This is a genomic window from Pseudomonas sp. Tn43, from assembly GCF_014192635.1.
Taxonomy (GTDB): domain Bacteria; phylum Pseudomonadota; class Gammaproteobacteria; order Pseudomonadales; family Pseudomonadaceae; genus Aquipseudomonas.
The window spans coordinates 180146-195791 of sequence record NZ_JACHYG010000004.1 but is presented as its reverse complement, the minus strand read 5'-3'; the positions used below and the strand labels follow the sequence as shown (position 1 = coordinate 195791).

Sequence of the window (15646 nt, the reverse complement as noted above, 5' to 3'; positions counted from 1 at the left end):
GTGGCGAGGGGGCTTGCCCCCGTTGGGTCGCGTAGCGGCCCCAAAGTGTTTGCGCCTGCTGCGCAGCCGAACGGGGGCAAGCCCCCTCGCCACAAGGTCCGTGACAGTCTTGAATCAATCGTCCAGCGCTTTCACCGATTTGGGCGACAGCCGCAAACTGCGAAGGCTGCGTTTGACGCTTTTCAGGTGATTGACCAGGCTCGGACCGCGAGCCATGGCCACGCCCATCGCCAGCACATCGATGACTACCAGATGCGCAATGCGCGACGTCAGCGGCGTATAGATTTCGGTGTCTTCATGCACATCGATCGCCAGGTTGACGGTCGACAACTCGGCCAACGGTGTCTGGCTCGGGCACAACGTGATCAGCGAAGCGCCGCTCTCGCGCACCAGATTGGCCGTGATCAACAGATCCTTGGAACGCCCCGACTGGGAAATGCAAATCGCCACGTCGCTCGGCTTCAAAGTGACCGCCGACATCGCCTGCATGTGCGGGTCGGAATATGCCGCTGCCGTCAGCAGCAAACGGAAAAACTTGTGCTGGGCATCCGCCGCCACTGCGCCCGACGCACCGAAGCCATAGAACTCGACACGCTGAGCCTGAGACATGAGCGACACCGCCCTCTGCAACTCCACCGGATCGAGTTTCTCGCGAACCTCCATCAGCGTATGCAGGGTGGTGTCGAAGATTTTCAGGCTGTAATCGGCGACTGAATCGTCTTCATGGATCGCGAACTGCCCGAAGCTCGCGCCAGCCGCCAGGCTCTGCGCCAGTTTCAATTTTAAATCCTGGAACCCGGAGCAACCGATGGCGCGGCAAAACCGCACGATGGTCGGCTCGCTGATGCCCACGCTGTGGGCCAGATCGGCCATGGAGCTGTGCATCACCGCCGCAGGATCAAGCAGCACGTGGTCGGCGACTTTGAGCTCCGACTTGCGTAGCAGGTGGCGGGACTGGGCGATGTGTTGCAGCAGATTCAAGGGGCTGGACTCTTTGTTATAGGCAGGTGCCGGGGATGTAGCACGCTTGTAGTTATACTACATGAATCGGCTTTTTGCCTGCTCAATGCGTAACTCGATGTCCCCATTTCATGCGACATGCGCTCCATGTAGCCCCCTCGGCCCTTGTGGCAGCTGATGAAGCCAGCTGCTACAAAGGATCGGCGTCGCGTCGTAAAAGCTCCACCAGGTTGGCAGCCTCGACCGGCCGACTGATCAAATACCCCTGCACCTCATCGCAGCCCTCGGCTTTCAGAAACTCCAACTGCTGCGGCCGCTCCACACCTTCAGCCACCACTTTAAGTGACAGGCCATGGGCCATGGCGATGATCGCCCGGGTGATCGCCGCATCCTCACTGCTCTCCCCCAAACCGCGGATAAACGCCTGATCAATCTTCACGTAGTCCACAGGGATGCGCTTGAGATAGCTAAGAGACGAATAGCCAGTACCAAAATCGTCGATCGCCAGTTTCACCCCAAGGTCGCGCAACTGCTGGAAGGTCGCAATGATGTGCTCGACGCTGTCCAGCAACTGGCTTTCGGTGAGTTCCAGTTCCAGGTGGTGCGGCGCCAGACCGGTTTCCTCCAGCACCTGGCGCACCAGGCTGACCAGTTTCCCTTGACGCAGTTGATGCACCGACAGGTTGACCGACACCCGAATCGGCTGCAGGCCCTGACGCTGCCACTCGCAGGCTTGCCAACAGGCCTGGCGCAGAACGAACTCGCCAATAGCGCCGATCAACCCGGTCTCCTCGGCCAGACCGATGAAATCCCCCGGTGGTACTTGGCCCAGCGTCGGATGATGCCAGCGTACCAACGCCTCGGCGGCATTCAGCCGGCCGGTGGCGAGGCAGAGTTTCGGTTGATAAAACACTTTCAACTGTTTGTCTTCGATGGCTTTGCGCAGCTGGTTTTCGAGCTGCAAACGCTCGAGCGTGCTGGCTTGCAGGCTGTCGGTATAGAACTGGAAGTTGTTGCCGCCCAAGTGCTTGGCGTGCTGCATGGCCATGTTCGACTGGCTCACCAGCGCGGAAATCTCCCGCGCAGTGTCTGGCAACAGGCTGATGCCCATGGACGCGCTCATCACCAGCTCATGCCCGTCGACGGTAATCGGCAAACACAGCTTGGCCGACAAACGGGTTGCCATGCGCGCCAGGCTCGACAGGTTGCCATAGGCATCGAACAGCACCGCAAATTCATCGCCGGACAACCGGGCGATGGTGTCCGCTTCCGGCAGCGCATTGACCAGGCGCCGGGCCATTTTCTGCAACAGCTGATCAGCGATCTCGTGGCCGAGGCTGTCGTTGAGCAGCTTGAATCGATCCAGATTGACGTGCAGCAATGCCAGGCTGCGCCGACCGCCCTGACGCACGCGCTGATGAGCCTCGTGAAGCCGTTCGCGGAACAAGGAGCGGTTGGCCAACCCCGTGAGCTCGTCGTAATGAGCCAGGTAACGCATACGCTCTTCAGACTCCCGCCGAGCAGACAGATCGGCGAAGAAGCCAACAATATGGCTTACTTTTCCCCGTGAATCGCGTACGACGTTCAGTTGTAGCCATTGCGGATACAACTCGCCATTCTTGCGCGTTTCGACCAACTCGCCCTGCCAGCTGCCGTGCTGCTCCAGCGCCTGACGAATCGCCACGTAATGCCGACGGGCGTCACGGCTGCAAGGTAACTCGACCACATTGCGCCCGAGCATGTCGTCGATCTCATAGCCAGTCACCCGACTGAAGGCCTGATTGGCGGCTATTAGCGCATAACCAGGATCAAGAATGACGATGCCCTCGCTGGCGGCCTCGAACACCATCGCCGCCAATTGACGCTGTTCTTCCTGTCCCTTGCTGGCACTGATATCGCGTCGGGTGCCGACCATACGGATCACCCGGCCGTTTTCGCTACGCTCGACCGCTCGACCACGGTCTTCGATCCAGACCCAATGGCCATCGCTATGCCGTACCCGATATTCGATCTGATAATCCTCGCTGCGACCTTTCAAATGCTCGACCAGGGCGCGCCTGAGGGACGGCAAGTCTTCGGGATGCAGACGAGGCTTGAGGTGGCTGAGCATCGCCGTGACGTATTCCGGCTCCAGCCCGAACAGCTCTTGCAATTGGGTGTGATGGACTTCGTCTGTCTGCAGGTTCCAGTCCCACAACCCGAGTTCGCTCGCTTTCAACGCCAGCGCCAGTCGTGCCTCGCTCTTGCTCAGGGCCTGGTTGGCGGCGTCCAGCTCCAGACTGCGCTGAGCGACCCGGTTTTCGAGGTCGACCTGGGTTTCACGTAACTCGTCTTCAGCCCGGCCGCGCTGGTCGACTTCCCTGGCCAATTCGTGGTTGAGCTGATCGCTGCGACGTTGCGCCTGCTGCAAATGCTCGATCAGGGCTTGATTTTGAAAGCGCCGCAACAACCCCTGGTTGATCAGCCGATTGACCTGCCAGGCAACCACGCTCAACGAGCCCAGCAAAATCAGCCCGAACCAGCCCCAGCCCTGTTCCTGCTCATCGCCGCCCCAGAACAGATAGCCAATGGCCGGCAAAAGGCAGGGCAAGGTAAAGGATAGAAAGGCCGGCAGGCTCACGGCATAAGCGACGCTGGCCGAGAGCGCCGCGGCACCGATCAGGCCGAACACCCAGGCTTGCTGCATGAAATTGTCCGCGGGCACCAACGCGATGCCGGCACCGGCCAGGGTCAGGCCAGTCATGGCAGAGCCGAGCATGAACATGCGACGCCAGACCGGATGGGCCTGGCGGTGAGGAATCGCCGAATCGAAAGCCGCGACCTGGATCACCCGCAACGCCACCAGTGACAATAACCAGATCAACCAGACGCTGACCACGAAGTAACGCTGGGGGCTCCAGAGCAATCCGACGCACACCAGACCGTTGGTCAGCATGAACAGCGTAGGCAACAGTGAGCCCTGATACAGCAGGCGCGTGCGTTCGACCGCCATCTCCATGGCGTACTGTTTGCGGATAATCCGGGGCTCCACAGAGGGGCCCGACAGGTCGGAGCGGAGGATCATAGGCAATATTTTTGTTCTTATTAGTGAGCATGCGAGCCCGAATTGTGCACGGAGCATACACAAGCAAATGCCCGGACCAAACAGTCCAAGGTCATAAAATAGACGAAAGTTGGAACCGTCCGTCCCGGTTTAAAAGCCGCCAGACAAGCCCTGCCAACGCTTGCAGCCGGTGACTGACCGGTCGTCATCGGCGCTTCTTTCATCGGCTAATGCAAAGCTCGGTTTGCCCGGGCTGACGGCGCACCCTAGAATGCCCCGATGCGCGATGATCTCTCCCTTCTGCTGAACTCCCTCAACGATGCCCAACGTCAGGCCGTAGCTGCCCCCGTGGGTCGTCAGTTGGTCCTGGCCGGTGCTGGTTCCGGTAAAACCCGAGTGCTGGTGCACCGTATCGCCTGGTTGATCCAGGTCGAAAACGCCTCGCCCCACTCCATTTTGTCGGTGACCTTCACCAATAAGGCTGCTGCCGAGATGCGTCACCGCATCGAGCAGCTGATGGGTATCAACCCCGCCGGCATGTGGGTCGGCACTTTCCACGGCCTGGCGCACCGCTTGCTGCGGGCGCACTGGCAGGAAGCCGGCCTGAGCCAGACCTTCCAGATCCTCGACAGCGACGACCAGCAACGGCTGGTCAAGCGGGTGATCCGCGAGCTGGGCCTGGACGAGCAACGCTGGCCGGTCCGACAGGCCCAGTGGTTCATCAACGGGCAGAAAGACGAAGGTCTGCGTCCGCAACATATTCAAGCCAGCGGCGATCTGTTCCTGGCGACCATGCGCAGCATTTATGAAGCCTATGAGGCTGCTTGCCTGCGCGCCGGCGTCATCGACTTCTCTGAGTTGCTGCTGCGTGCCCTCGATCTGTGGCGCGATCACCCGGGCCTGCTCGCCCATTATCAGAAGCGCTTCCGGCACATTCTGGTGGACGAATTCCAGGACACCAACGCCGTGCAGTACGCCTGGTTGCGTCTGCTGGCCAAGGGTGGCGACAGCCTGATGGTGGTCGGCGACGACGATCAGTCGATCTATGGCTGGCGTGGCGCAAAAATCGAGAACATTTATCAGTATTCCGACGACTTCCCCGATGCCCAGATCATTCGTCTGGAGCAAAACTACCGCTCTACCGCCGGGATTCTCAAGGCCGCCAACGCCCTGATTGCCAACAATACCGGGCGCATGGGCAAAGAGTTGTGGACCGATGGCGGCGAAGGCGAAGCGATCAATCTGTACGCGGCGTTCAACGAACACGATGAAGCACGCTACGTGGTTGAAACCATCGAAAGCGCGCTGAAAACCGGCTTGGCTCGCAGCGATATCGCGATTTTGTACCGCTCCAACGCCCAATCGCGCGTTTTGGAAGAAGCCTTGCTCCGTGAGCGCATTCCGTATCGCATTTATGGCGGTCAGCGCTTCTTCGAACGGGCAGAAATCAAGAACGCCATGGCGTACCTGCGTTTGCTGGAAGGCCGTGGCAACGATGCGGCCCTGGAGCGTGTGATCAACGTTCCGGCCCGTGGCATTGGCGAAAAAACCGTCGAAGCGATCCGCGATCATGCGCGCCACAGCCATGTGTCAATGTGGGAGGCCATGCGTCAGCTGGTGGCCAACAAAGGTCTGACCGGTCGCGCTGCGGGTGCCATAGGGGCATTTATGGAGCTGATCGAGGACCTCGCCGCCAAGTGCCTGGAAATGCCGCTGCACTTGATGACCCAAACCGTGATCGAGCAGTCGGGGCTGATTGCCTACCATCAGGCGGAAAAAGGCGAGAAAGGCCAGGCCCGGGTAGAAAACCTTGAGGAACTGGTCAGCGCCGCGCGCAACTTCGAAAACCCGGAAGAGGATGAAGAACAGTCGCCACTGTCAGCATTCCTCGGTCACGCCTCGCTGGAGGCCGGAGACACCCAGGCCGACGAACACGAAGACAGCATTCAGTTGATGACCCTGCACAGCGCCAAGGGCCTGGAATTCCCTTACGTGTTCCTGGTGGGCATGGAAGAAGGCCTGTTTCCGCACAAGATGAGCCTGGAAGAACCCGGCCGTCTTGAAGAGGAACGCCGCCTGGCCTACGTCGGTATTACCCGGGCGATGCAGAATCTGGTGCTGACCTATGCTGAAACCCGACGCCTGTACGGCAGCGAGACCTACAACAAGGTGTCGCGTTTCGTACGTGAAGTGCCGAAAGGCCTGATCCAGGAAGTGCGGCTGTCCAACAGCGTCAGCCGTCCGTTCGGCGGTGGCCAGCAGCAGAGCTCCAGCAGCCTGTTCGGCGGCAGCGAGATCCCGGACACCGGGTTCAGCCTTGGTCAGACTGTGCGGCATTCGGTGTTCGGCGATGGGGTGATCCTGAATTTCGAAGGCGCCGGTGCTCAGGCGCGGGTGCAGGTGAACTTCAGCGAAGGCAGCAAGTGGTTGATGCTGGGTTACGCCAAGCTGGAAGCGGTATAACGCTGAAAAGATCGCAGGCTTGGCCAGCTCCTACAAGGAATTCGCGTACCCTGTAGGAGCTGCCGAAGGCTGCGATCTTTTTCCAAGGCCGCCCAGGCATCCTTCCTACAGAACTTATCCACTCGTCCTACAGACCAACGTTAACAAGTCTTATTGCATGATCGGAAGCTGAACACTACCTGTCAGGCAAAAGCCCGAAACACTCTGCCGCTAGCCAGCAACACTTCAGCTGTGCAACATGGCGCGCGTGCCTTCCACAAATGGGAATTCCCTTTATGAAACGTTTTCTTAGCATCGCCATGGCGTTGTGCATTGGCCTGACGATGAGCCTCGACGCCAATGCCGCCAAGCGCTTTGGTGGCGGCAAGAGCTCCGGCGCTGCGCCGACTCACCAGACCAGCCAGATGGCTCCTTCTTCTCCTGCTGGCGGCGCTGCTGCCACTGCGGGCGCGGCCGGTGCTGCTGGCGCCGCCACCAAGGCCAGCGGTGCTTCGCGCTGGCTCGGCCCTCTGGCCGGTATCGCCGCCGGTGGCCTGCTGGCCTCCATGTTCATGGGCGATGGCTTCCAGGGCATGCAGATCTTCGACATCCTGATCATGGCGGTCATCGCCTTCCTGGTCTTCCGTTTCATCGCCGCCCGTCGTCGCAAGCAGCAGGAGCACATGGCTCCAGCCGGCGCGCCGATGCAGCGTGAAATGTTCGAACAGAAACCAGCAGCCATGGGTTCGATCTTTGGCGGTTCGGCAGCACCGGTTGCCGCTCGTCCGGTGATCAACGCGCCAGCCTGGTTCAACGAAAACAACTTCATCGAAGCGGCCCGCAACCATTTCCAGTCCCTGCAGCAGCATTGGGACGCCAACGAAATGGACAAGATTGCCGAGTTCGTGACTCCGCAACTGCTGGAGTTCCTCAAGCGCGAACGTGCCGATCTGGGCGACGGCTTCCAGTCGACCTACATCGATAACCTCCAGGTACAACTGGATGGCGTTGATGATCGTGCGGACAAGACCATCGCCACCCTGACCTTCAGCGGCGTGTCGAAGTCCTCGCGCTTTGATCAGGGCGAAGTATTCAGCGAAAGCTGGAACATGGAACGTGCACAAGGCGAAAACCAGCCTTGGCTGGTGGCCGGTATCCGCCAGAACGGCTGATCACTTCCCGCGTTTCACCTGTTGTAATAAAACCCCGGCCCCGGCCGGGGTTTTCTATTTCGCGGTTGCATCTATAGCGAGCTACTGTATAAACCGCCCCAACTAAACCGCGCCATCAAGCAAGAGGATCCCGGACGTGGAAGAAATCATCGAACAACTGCGTGAAGCCAACGAACCGGTACCGGTCCCCTTGGAGTTGCCCGACGAAGATCAGATTGTGGAAATCGAAGAGCAATTGTTCATCGACATCCCGTTCGTCTTCAGAGAATTTTTGCTGACCGTCAGCGACGTGGTCTATGGCAGCCTGGAGCCAGTGACCGTCACCGATCCGCAGTCCCACACCTACCTGCCAGACGTTGCCGCCAACGCCTGGGACGCCGGCGTTGATCGCAGCCTGATTCCGATCTGCCAGGACGGCGATAACTACTACTGCGTTGAAGAAGATGGCACCGTGGTGCTGTGGCTGGCCGAAGAAGAGTTGCTCGCCGAAGAAACCTGGGAATCGGTATGGCACTGGGCGCGGGACGTCTGGCTGGAAAGCTGATTTACCCTGCACCACTTTTTTGTAGCAGCTGGCGCAGCCTGCGTCCGGCTGCGAAGCAGTCGGAAATACCTGCGACTCGGTTAACCTGAAAAAACCTCGGCGCCTGACTTGCGACTGCTGCGCAGCCGAACGCAGCCTTTGGCAGTTGCTACAAGTGCAAGGTGCTACAAGTGCAACGTCAGTGCCTTGATGAATCGTTGTGATTGTCCAGCGTTTCCAGCAAGGCCGCCTGCATTCGCGCATGCACGCGGGTGAACCAGCGCCAGAGCAGCGCCGCCACCACCGCCGCGACTATGACGATCAGCACCAGCAACTTGTTGGTCGGCAGAATACTGGCCGACAAGGCTGCCAGCAGCAGGAAAATCATTAACAACGAGAGGATCGGAATCACTTCGGCGATCACCCGACGCACTCGCTGCGTGTGGCGGCCGGCCATTTCCGGCTTCACACCCATCTCTGCCAGCAGCATCGACAGCGCCTTGAGCTTGCGATAAGCGGCTATCAGGAACGGCTGCGACAACAGTAACGCCCCGCCCCAGATCAACGCTTTCTGCCAGCTCGGCTCACTTATCCAGCCTTGCAGGTAAACAGACATGCGTTCGGCAAAGAACGCGCCCGAGAGAAAGATTGCGATCACCAGCGCCAGATTGATCCCTACCTGCAACAGAACCCGCCGAATCATCGACGCCAACAGCGCGCGCTCGCCCTGAGGCTGAATACTGCGCAGCCATTCGCCGTACATCCCCAACACACGACCCAGGCGTTGCGGCATCACCGCAGCAAGCCTGATCGACAGCGGATCGGCCGCGCGAATCAGATACGGCGTTAACAGCGTGGTGATCACCGAGACGGCCACCGCCACCGGGTAGAGAAAACTGCTGGTGACCTGCAGCGTCATGCCCAATGTGGCGATGATGAAAGAGAATTCGCCAATCTGTGAAAGCCCCATCCCCACGCGCAACGAGGTGCGTCCATCATTGCCGGCAATAAAGGCACCGAGGCCGCAGGACAACATCTTGCCCAGCACCACTGCCACGGTGATCACCGCGATCGGCCAGGCGTATTGCAGCAGGATCATCGGGTCGAGCATCAGGCCGATGGCGACGAAGAAGATGGCACTGAACAGATCGCGAACCGGCTCGATCAACTGCTCGATCTTCAGCAGTTGTCGCGATTCAGCCATGATGGCGCCGATCAGGAACGCGCCGAGGACCATGCTGTATTCAAGTTTGACCACCAACAGGCAGAAGCCGAAACACAGGCCCAGTACAGTAATCAGCAGCATCTCGTTGCTTTCGAATTTCGCCACGTAGGCCAGCAGTCGCGGAACCAGCAGAATGCCAATAACCAGTGCGACAATCATGAACAGTGACAGCTTGCCGACCGTGGAAAAGACCTCGCCGGAACTGACTGTGCCGCTGACCGCGATGCTCGACAGCAACGCGATGATGCCGATGCCGAGGATGTCTTCGACGATCAGTACGCCGAAGATCAGCTGTGCAAAACGCTCATTCTTCATCTTCAGGTCGTTGAGCGCCTTGACGATGATGGTGGTCGAGGAAATCGCCAGGATTGCGCCGAGGAACAGCGAATCCATGGTATTCCAGTCGAACCAGCGGCCGATTTCGTAGCCGATCCAGATCATCAGGACGATTTCCAGGAAGGCCGCTATAAACGCCGTGGCGCCAACCTTGAACAGCTTGCGCAGGCTGAACTCCAGGCCCAGGCAGAACATCAGGAAAATCACCCCCAGCTCGGCGAGGGTTTTGATGGTGGCTTCATCGTGGATCAGGCTGAACGGCGGCGTATGCGGGCCGATGATGAAGCCGGCGACGATGTAGCCGAGCACCACGGGTTGTTTGAGGCGATGAAAAAGCACGGTCACCACACCCGCGATCAACATGATCACTGCCAGATCCTGAATGAAACTGATGGCGTGCATGGCATGTGGCTCCTTGGGGCGGGCTTTTGAAGGGTAACATCGCGATTTCCAGCGGGAAGAAAGTGCAATATATGGAAACAGATCGATTCGGGCGTGACGGCGACCCACCGCCCGGCGTCCCGATAACTGTTAGATTGAAAAACCAAGCGCCCACAGAGGTGTAACCCAGACATCCTGCCTTGACCCGTGAGTACATTATGGAACCCGGAAACGCCCAGCTGTCGATGACGGTATTGATGACCCCCGACATGGCCAACTTCTCTGGCAATGTCCACGGCGGCACCTTGCTCAAATACCTCGATGAAGTGGCCTACGCCTGCGCCAGCCGTTATGCCGGCCGCTATGTGGTGACCCTGTCGGTGGATCAGGTGATTTTCCGCGAGCCGATTCACGTCGGTGAACTGGTGACCTTTCTGGCCTCGGTCAACTACACCGGCAACACCTCGATGGAAGTGGGCATCAAAGTCGTGACCGAGAACATCCGCGAGCGCTCGGTGCGCCACACCAACAGCTGCTTCTTCACCATGGTCGCGGTGGATGACCAGCGCAAACCGGCTGCAGTCCCACCGCTGCAACCGCAGAACAGTGAAGACAAGCGTCGGTACATGCAGGCGCAGCAGCGTCGGCAGATTCGTCAGGAACTGGAAAAGCGCTATCAGGACATCAAGGGCGACGCCTGACGTGTTCGGTCTTTAGATCGCTTCGCGGGCAAGCCTCGCTCCTACGGGTAATGCGCCATCCCGGTGTAGGAGCGAGGCTTGCCCGCGAAGCTTTTAAAGGCTGATCGCCGTCGCTTCAAACCGCACCCGCGGATGGGCAATCCGGTCCTGCGCACGCACCAGTTCCAGCTCATAGCTGGCGCAGGCCTGGGTTTCCAGCAGCACTTCATGCACCGCCGCCGCGGTGAACTCGAAGGCAGTCACCAGATTGTCACCCTGCAGCACGCGCGCCAGGAACAACCCGGAAGTCAGATCGCCAACGCCCACCGGCTGACGCGGAAACGCCAGCAGCGGCCGACGCAGGTGCCAGCTGCCTTCGGCGGTCACCAGCAGCATCTCGAAGCCATCCGCCAATTTGCCGGGATAGTCCAGATGCTTGACCAGCACCGCCTTCGGACCGCGCGCCAGCAGCGCTCGCGCCATGGCCAGGCAATCGAACAATGACTGTGCCTTGCGTCCCGAAAAGCTGTTCAGCTCCAACTGGTTCGGGCACATGAAGTCGGCCACCGCTGCCGCCTCTTCCAGTAGAAAATCGCTGACCTCGGCTGGAACGGTGCAGCCCTTCTCCGGATGGCCCATCACCGGGTCGCAGAGGTATACCGCTTTGGGATTGGTCGATTTGATTCGATCCACGCCCGCGAGAATCGCTCGGCCCTGGGCCGCGCTGCCGAGGTAGCCGGACAACACGGCATCGCAATTGCCCAGCTCGCCAATCGCAGCGATACCTTCTACCAATTCCGGAATCTGATGCGGAGCCAGCACTTCCCCGGCCCATTGACCATATTGCGTATGGTTGGAGAACTGCACGGTATTGAGCGGCCACACGTTAACCCCGACCCGCTGCATCGGGAAAACCGCGGCGCTGTTGCCAGCGTGGCCGAACACCACGTGGGACTGGATGGCGAGCACATGGGGCGTACGTTTCATGCGGTGAGTTTTCCATCAAACGATTGAAATTCGAGCCGCGCAGTATGCGACTAAACGCAGCCTGTACGACAGACCGGCGACGCAGTTAAGCTGACGCTATCTTGTTGGAGCAACCTGTTGATGCTGACCCTCGGAAATATCCTCGTGTTGATGCTGCTCGCCACCGGTGGCGCGTGGTTGTGGCACAACCACGGCCTGCGCGAACGTGCGCTGGAACGGGTCATGCATCATTGCGCCAAGCTTCGGATCGAGCTGCTGGACGGCAACGTAGCGTTGAAGAAGATCGCATTCATTAAAGACGCCAACGGCCGTCGGCGCCTGGCCCGTGTGTATAACTTCGAATTCACCGTAACCGGCGAAACCCGCCACACCGGCACCATCACCCAATTTGGCGCCCATAGCGCACAGATCGAGCTGGCGCCTTACCCGATGCCGTTCGACGACACACCGCCCGTGGCCGATATCACGAAGCCCAGAGCCGAGGTGATTGAACTGAGCCAGTGGCGGCAAGAACACACGAAGTGGCGTCCGTGAGTCGGATGTCAGTCAGTTAAAACCAATCGCGGGCAAGCCCGCTCCCACAAGGTTCACACTGTACCTGTGGGAGCGGGCTTGCCCGCGATGAGGCCTTCAAAAACGACACAAAAACTCGCTAATTTGCCTAAGTGCGGCACCCCGCCAAACCTTCCTGCAGTTCTGGGACAGCCTGCTGCTCACTGAAAATCAACTCAATACGCGAATCCCGATGCCATTCACTGATCTGCCAATTCAGTGACGAGTTATCCAGCGCATTCGCCGACACCCATCCCTCGGCGCTGTGGATAACCAGCTTCGCCCGCCGCCATTCAAGATGCGCAAGCCACTTTTCGATCAATCCGGCATCGAATATCTGACTCGGATGCCACCGCCATCCAACGCTCCAGCCACCCTCCTGCACCTGACTCAAGCAAATCGGCAACGTGGGATCGGTCCAGATGGCTGGCATCTGCGCCAATCCTTTGGGCGCGACAAAGTTATCCACACCCCCGACAGCCTGAGCCGCGATCCCCGGCAACTTGCCCAACGGCAAGGCGGCTTGCTGCGTCCAGTACAAGGGAAGCGTTGGCAACTGTGCGGCGATTCGTTGGCGATCGCTGTCGTTGAGGTTTTCTGCCTTGTTCAGCAACAGCAACCCGGCACTGTCCAAGGCTTGCTGTTGCGCCGCCGGTAACGTTTTTCCGGCCGCGAGCGCCTGAGCATCCAGCACCAGCACGCACGGCTGCACCGCCAGGACGCCTTGCCACGGAACCTCACTCAATTGCCGGAGTAACTGCGCCGGATGTCCCAGTCCGGAGGGTTCGATGAATAGTCGATCCGGTCGCGCCTTGCGCAGCAATCGCCCCAGGCCGATCTGAAACGGCGCACCATTGACGCAACACAAACAGCCCCCGGCCACTTCCCCCAGTGCGATACCATCGGCATCCTGAGTCAACAGCGCGGCATCCAGACCGATCTGGCCGAACTCGTTGATCAACACCGCCCAGCGCTCACCCGCGGGCCGTTGCGCCAGCAGGTGCTTGATCAGGCTTGTCTTGCCGGCACCTAGTGGGCCAGCAATGACGTGGGTGGGAATATTCTGCAACATGGTCGAGGTTTCTGAGGAGGTAAAGGATGCGGTTGATGGGATGGTCGTTGCTGCTGGCGCTCACGTCGGGCGAAGCGCTGGCCCAGGCTTGCGTGGTACACAGCACGGCTGAGCGGCTCGATGTGAAAGTCTGCCAGCAAAACCGCAATATCCCGGAAAAACTGTTCGCCGATGGTTTCTGCCAGCCGAATTTGCCCGGACAGACAGTCGAGGTGCAGTACGTCGACCAATGCCCCACCGGCGCGTTCGGAGTGTGCAGCAACGCTCAAGTCGCCAATATGCCTTACCGGCAGGATATTCACTATTACGGCGTGGCCTCCGATGCGGCATATTTGAAGCCGTTTTGCGAAGCCCAGAGCCAGGGAACCTGGCTCAAACCTTGAGCGGCTAGCTCAGCCAGTCAAGGGTCAGGATCAAACGACGCTCACCCGGCGCCGGCTGCGGCGAGCGGTGGATCAAACCGAAGCCTTCGTTGCCGTGCCACTTCTCCCCTTTAAGCAACGCCACTTCGCCGCTGGTGATTTGCTGGATCAGCGAATTGTTCTGCGGTTCGGCCTCAGGTTTGCCTAATTGCCGGCGATCTATCGCCCCTTCTTTGAGCCATTGGCTGCCGATACCTGCGTAGGTGGTGATCAACCGCACCGGCACATGATCGACGTGGAAACGCGGGCACATGGCGGTGTCCAGAACCCGCAGGCGCAGGCCGATACGCTGGGCGCCCAACAGGCAGGCGAAGGCGCTGACCAGCCAGGAAACATCGGCGATAAAGCCTTCGTAGCCTTCAAGGTCACTGAAGCCTGAGGCTAAACCGTGGAGATTGGGATCGGCATCATCGCCGGGCAGTTCCAGGGACAGCGACTCGGCCAGCGGCTCATTCAGGGACAACAACAAACGAGCGAAATCGGCAATGTGCACCGGGAGCTGGCGTTGCCAGAGGGCCAGGTTCACGCCGTCGTCCAGAATTCCGGTCAGCACTTTTGGCGTATCACCTTGGACCTGACGAATGACCGGTCGCAGCTTCAGACTGGGCGCCAACATCAGGCAGCCGCCTCTTCGTGCCAAGGACCGAACGGATCGGGCAGTAACTGCCAACCCTCGACACCCAAGGCCATTTCAGCATCCGTCAGCAGGCAGTTGTCGAGTTCGGCGGCGAGTTGCGCAAAGTCGATGTTCTGGCCGATAAACACCAGTTCCTGGCGGCAATCGCCGGTGGCGGCGGTCCAGTTTTCCATGATCCCGGCGGTACTTTCTTCGTCTTGCGGCCACTGGTTTTTTGGCACGAAACGCCACCAGCGCCCGGCAAAACCGTGACGCATCAAGCCCCCAGCCTGGGACCAACTGCCAGCGTCCCGGTGTTTGCTGGCCAACCAGAAAAAGCCTTTGGAACGCAGCAATTTGCCGTTCACCCACGGACGGTCGATGAAGCTGAAGAAACGCTGTGGATGAAAGGGTCGCCGCGCCCGATAGGCCGTGGAGGCGATGCCATATTCCTCCGTTTCCGGCACGTGCTCACCGCGCAATTCCTGCAACCATCCCGGCGCCTGAGCGGCTTTTTCGAAGTCGAAGCGCCCGGTGTTGAGGATTTTCTTGAGCGGCACTTCGCCCATGACCATCGGAATGATTTCTGCCTGGGCATTGAGCCGTTCAAGGATTGCAATCAACTCCTGGCGCTCGCGGCTGCTGATCAAATCGATCTTGCTGATCAGGATCACGTCGGCGAATTCGATTTGCTCGATCAACAGGTCAGTGATCGAGCGTTCGTCCTCCTCGCCCAGGGTTTCGCCACGGGAAGCGAGGCTTTCGGCGGCCTGATAGTCGAGCAGGAAGTTCATGCCGTCGACCACGGTGACCATGGTGTCGAGCCGTGCGAGGTCCGCCAGGCTCTGCCCTTCTTCATCGCGAAACGTGAAGGTTTCTGCCACGGGCAGAGGCTCGGAAATGCCTGTGGACTCGATCAACAGGTAATCGAAACGACCGTCCTTGGCGAGTTTGCCGACTTCTTCGAGCAAATCTTCCCGCAGGGTGCAGCAGATGCAGCCGTTGCTCATTTCCACGAGCTTTTCTTCGGCACGGTTCAGACTGACATCGCGCTGAACTTCGCTGCCATCAATGTTGATCTCACTCATGTCATTGACGATCACCGCGACCCGCAAATTTTCGCGATTACGTAATACGTAATTAAGAAGTGTACTTTTTCCGGCACCGAGAAAGCCCGAAAGGACGGTCACGGGAAGACGATTAGGCATCAGGTATTCCTCATCAGGATGTGGCCG

Annotated in this window: 13 protein-coding genes; 6 read left to right on the top strand and 7 right to left on the bottom strand. The window is 59.4% G+C overall.

Annotated features, from left to right (window positions below):
• Positions 1 to 114: 114 nt before the first annotated feature.
• Entirely contained in the window at positions 115 to 981 is an 867-nt protein-coding gene (gene hexR, locus FHW68_RS12585) for a transcriptional regulator HexR (protein ID WP_007896526.1), read from the bottom strand.
• A 169-nt stretch (positions 982 to 1150) separates the two neighbouring features.
• Positions 1151 to 4024, bottom strand: a complete 2874-nt coding sequence (locus tag FHW68_RS12580; RefSeq protein ID WP_183680625.1) for an EAL domain-containing protein — start codon at positions 4022 to 4024, stop codon at positions 1151 to 1153.
• A 258-nt stretch (positions 4025 to 4282) separates the two neighbouring features.
• Between FHW68_RS12580 and uvrD the strand changes: the two genes are divergently transcribed.
• From uvrD to FHW68_RS12565, 3 genes are all read left to right on the top strand, one after another.
• On the top strand, positions 4283 to 6466 hold the full coding sequence (uvrD, locus tag FHW68_RS12575; protein ID WP_095632828.1) for a DNA helicase II: 2184 nt from the start codon (positions 4283 to 4285) through the stop codon (positions 6464 to 6466).
• A 275-nt stretch (positions 6467 to 6741) separates the two neighbouring features.
• On the top strand, positions 6742 to 7617 hold the full coding sequence (locus FHW68_RS12570; protein ID WP_095632827.1) for a Tim44 domain-containing protein: 876 nt from the start codon (positions 6742 to 6744) through the stop codon (positions 7615 to 7617).
• A 136-nt stretch (positions 7618 to 7753) separates the two neighbouring features.
• Complete coding sequence (locus FHW68_RS12565) at positions 7754 to 8161, top strand: SMI1/KNR4 family protein (RefSeq protein WP_007896531.1); 408 nt, start codon at positions 7754 to 7756, stop codon at positions 8159 to 8161.
• 178 nt (positions 8162 to 8339) lie between these two features.
• Here the strand turns inward: FHW68_RS12565 and FHW68_RS12560 are convergent, their stop codons facing one another.
• Positions 8340 to 10103: a cation:proton antiporter gene (locus FHW68_RS12560; protein WP_183680623.1), complete on the bottom strand. Its 1764-nt coding sequence runs from the start codon at positions 10101 to 10103 to the stop codon at positions 8340 to 8342.
• 197 nt (positions 10104 to 10300) lie between these two features.
• Here FHW68_RS12560 and FHW68_RS12555 point away from each other — a divergent pair, with 197 nt between their 5' ends.
• Positions 10301 to 10783 carry an acyl-CoA thioesterase gene (locus tag FHW68_RS12555; RefSeq protein WP_007896533.1) on the top strand — a complete coding sequence of 161 codons (483 nt, stop codon included), beginning with the start codon at positions 10301 to 10303 and terminating at the stop codon, positions 10781 to 10783.
• 93 nt (positions 10784 to 10876) lie between these two features.
• Here FHW68_RS12555 and pdxY read toward each other — a convergent pair whose 3' ends face one another.
• A complete protein-coding gene (gene pdxY, locus FHW68_RS12550; RefSeq protein WP_095632825.1) occupies positions 10877 to 11749 on the bottom strand; it encodes a pyridoxal kinase PdxY in 873 nt (290 codons plus the stop codon).
• A gap of 120 nt (positions 11750 to 11869) precedes the next feature.
• Here pdxY and FHW68_RS12545 point away from each other — a divergent pair, with 120 nt between their 5' ends.
• Complete coding sequence (locus FHW68_RS12545) at positions 11870 to 12283, top strand: DUF3301 domain-containing protein (protein ID WP_183680621.1); 414 nt, start codon at positions 11870 to 11872, stop codon at positions 12281 to 12283.
• Between the two features lie 127 nt (positions 12284 to 12410).
• Here FHW68_RS12545 and FHW68_RS12540 read toward each other — a convergent pair whose 3' ends face one another.
• Positions 12411 to 13373, bottom strand: a complete 963-nt coding sequence (locus FHW68_RS12540; protein WP_183680620.1) for a GTP-binding protein — start codon at positions 13371 to 13373, stop codon at positions 12411 to 12413.
• A gap of 26 nt (positions 13374 to 13399) precedes the next feature.
• Here FHW68_RS12540 and FHW68_RS12535 point away from each other — a divergent pair, with 26 nt between their 5' ends.
• Entirely contained in the window at positions 13400 to 13756 is a 357-nt protein-coding gene (locus tag FHW68_RS12535) for an NADH:ubiquinone oxidoreductase (RefSeq protein WP_183680619.1), read from the top strand.
• A 4-nt stretch (positions 13757 to 13760) separates the two neighbouring features.
• Here the strand turns inward: FHW68_RS12535 and FHW68_RS12530 are convergent, their stop codons facing one another.
• Both FHW68_RS12530 and zigA read right to left on the bottom strand, forming a co-directional pair.
• Positions 13761 to 14411 carry a DUF1826 domain-containing protein gene (locus FHW68_RS12530; RefSeq protein WP_183680618.1) on the bottom strand — a complete coding sequence of 217 codons (651 nt, stop codon included), beginning with the start codon at positions 14409 to 14411 and terminating at the stop codon, positions 13761 to 13763.
• Positions 14411 to 15619, bottom strand: a complete 1209-nt coding sequence (gene zigA, locus FHW68_RS12525; protein ID WP_183680617.1) for a zinc metallochaperone GTPase ZigA — start codon at positions 15617 to 15619, stop codon at positions 14411 to 14413. The genes FHW68_RS12530 and zigA overlap by 1 nt, the downstream gene beginning before the upstream one ends.
• Between the last annotated feature and the right edge of the window lie 27 nt (positions 15620 to 15646).

Coding starts and splice junctions, on each gene's coding strand:
- FHW68_RS12530 (WP_183680618.1), bottom strand. CDS start 14,411: ATGTTGGCGCCCAGTCTGAAGCTGCGACCGGTCATTCGTCAGGTCCAA.
- FHW68_RS12570 (WP_095632827.1), top strand. CDS start 6,742: ATGAAACGTTTTCTTAGCATCGCCATGGCGTTGTGCATTGGCCTGACG.
- FHW68_RS12580 (WP_183680625.1), bottom strand. CDS start 4,024: ATGATCCTCCGCTCCGACCTGTCGGGCCCCTCTGTGGAGCCCCGGATT.
- FHW68_RS12535 (WP_183680619.1), top strand. CDS start 13,400: ATGCGGTTGATGGGATGGTCGTTGCTGCTGGCGCTCACGTCGGGCGAA.
- FHW68_RS12545 (WP_183680621.1), top strand. CDS start 11,870: ATGCTGACCCTCGGAAATATCCTCGTGTTGATGCTGCTCGCCACCGGT.
- pdxY (WP_095632825.1), bottom strand. CDS start 11,749: ATGAAACGTACGCCCCATGTGCTCGCCATCCAGTCCCACGTGGTGTTC.
- FHW68_RS12540 (WP_183680620.1), bottom strand. CDS start 13,373: ATGTTGCAGAATATTCCCACCCACGTCATTGCTGGCCCACTAGGTGCC.
- FHW68_RS12555 (WP_007896533.1), top strand. CDS start 10,301: ATGGAACCCGGAAACGCCCAGCTGTCGATGACGGTATTGATGACCCCC.
- FHW68_RS12560 (WP_183680623.1), bottom strand. CDS start 10,103: ATGCACGCCATCAGTTTCATTCAGGATCTGGCAGTGATCATGTTGATC.
- zigA (WP_183680617.1), bottom strand. CDS start 15,619: ATGCCTAATCGTCTTCCCGTGACCGTCCTTTCGGGCTTTCTCGGTGCC.
- uvrD (WP_095632828.1), top strand. CDS start 4,283: ATGCGCGATGATCTCTCCCTTCTGCTGAACTCCCTCAACGATGCCCAA.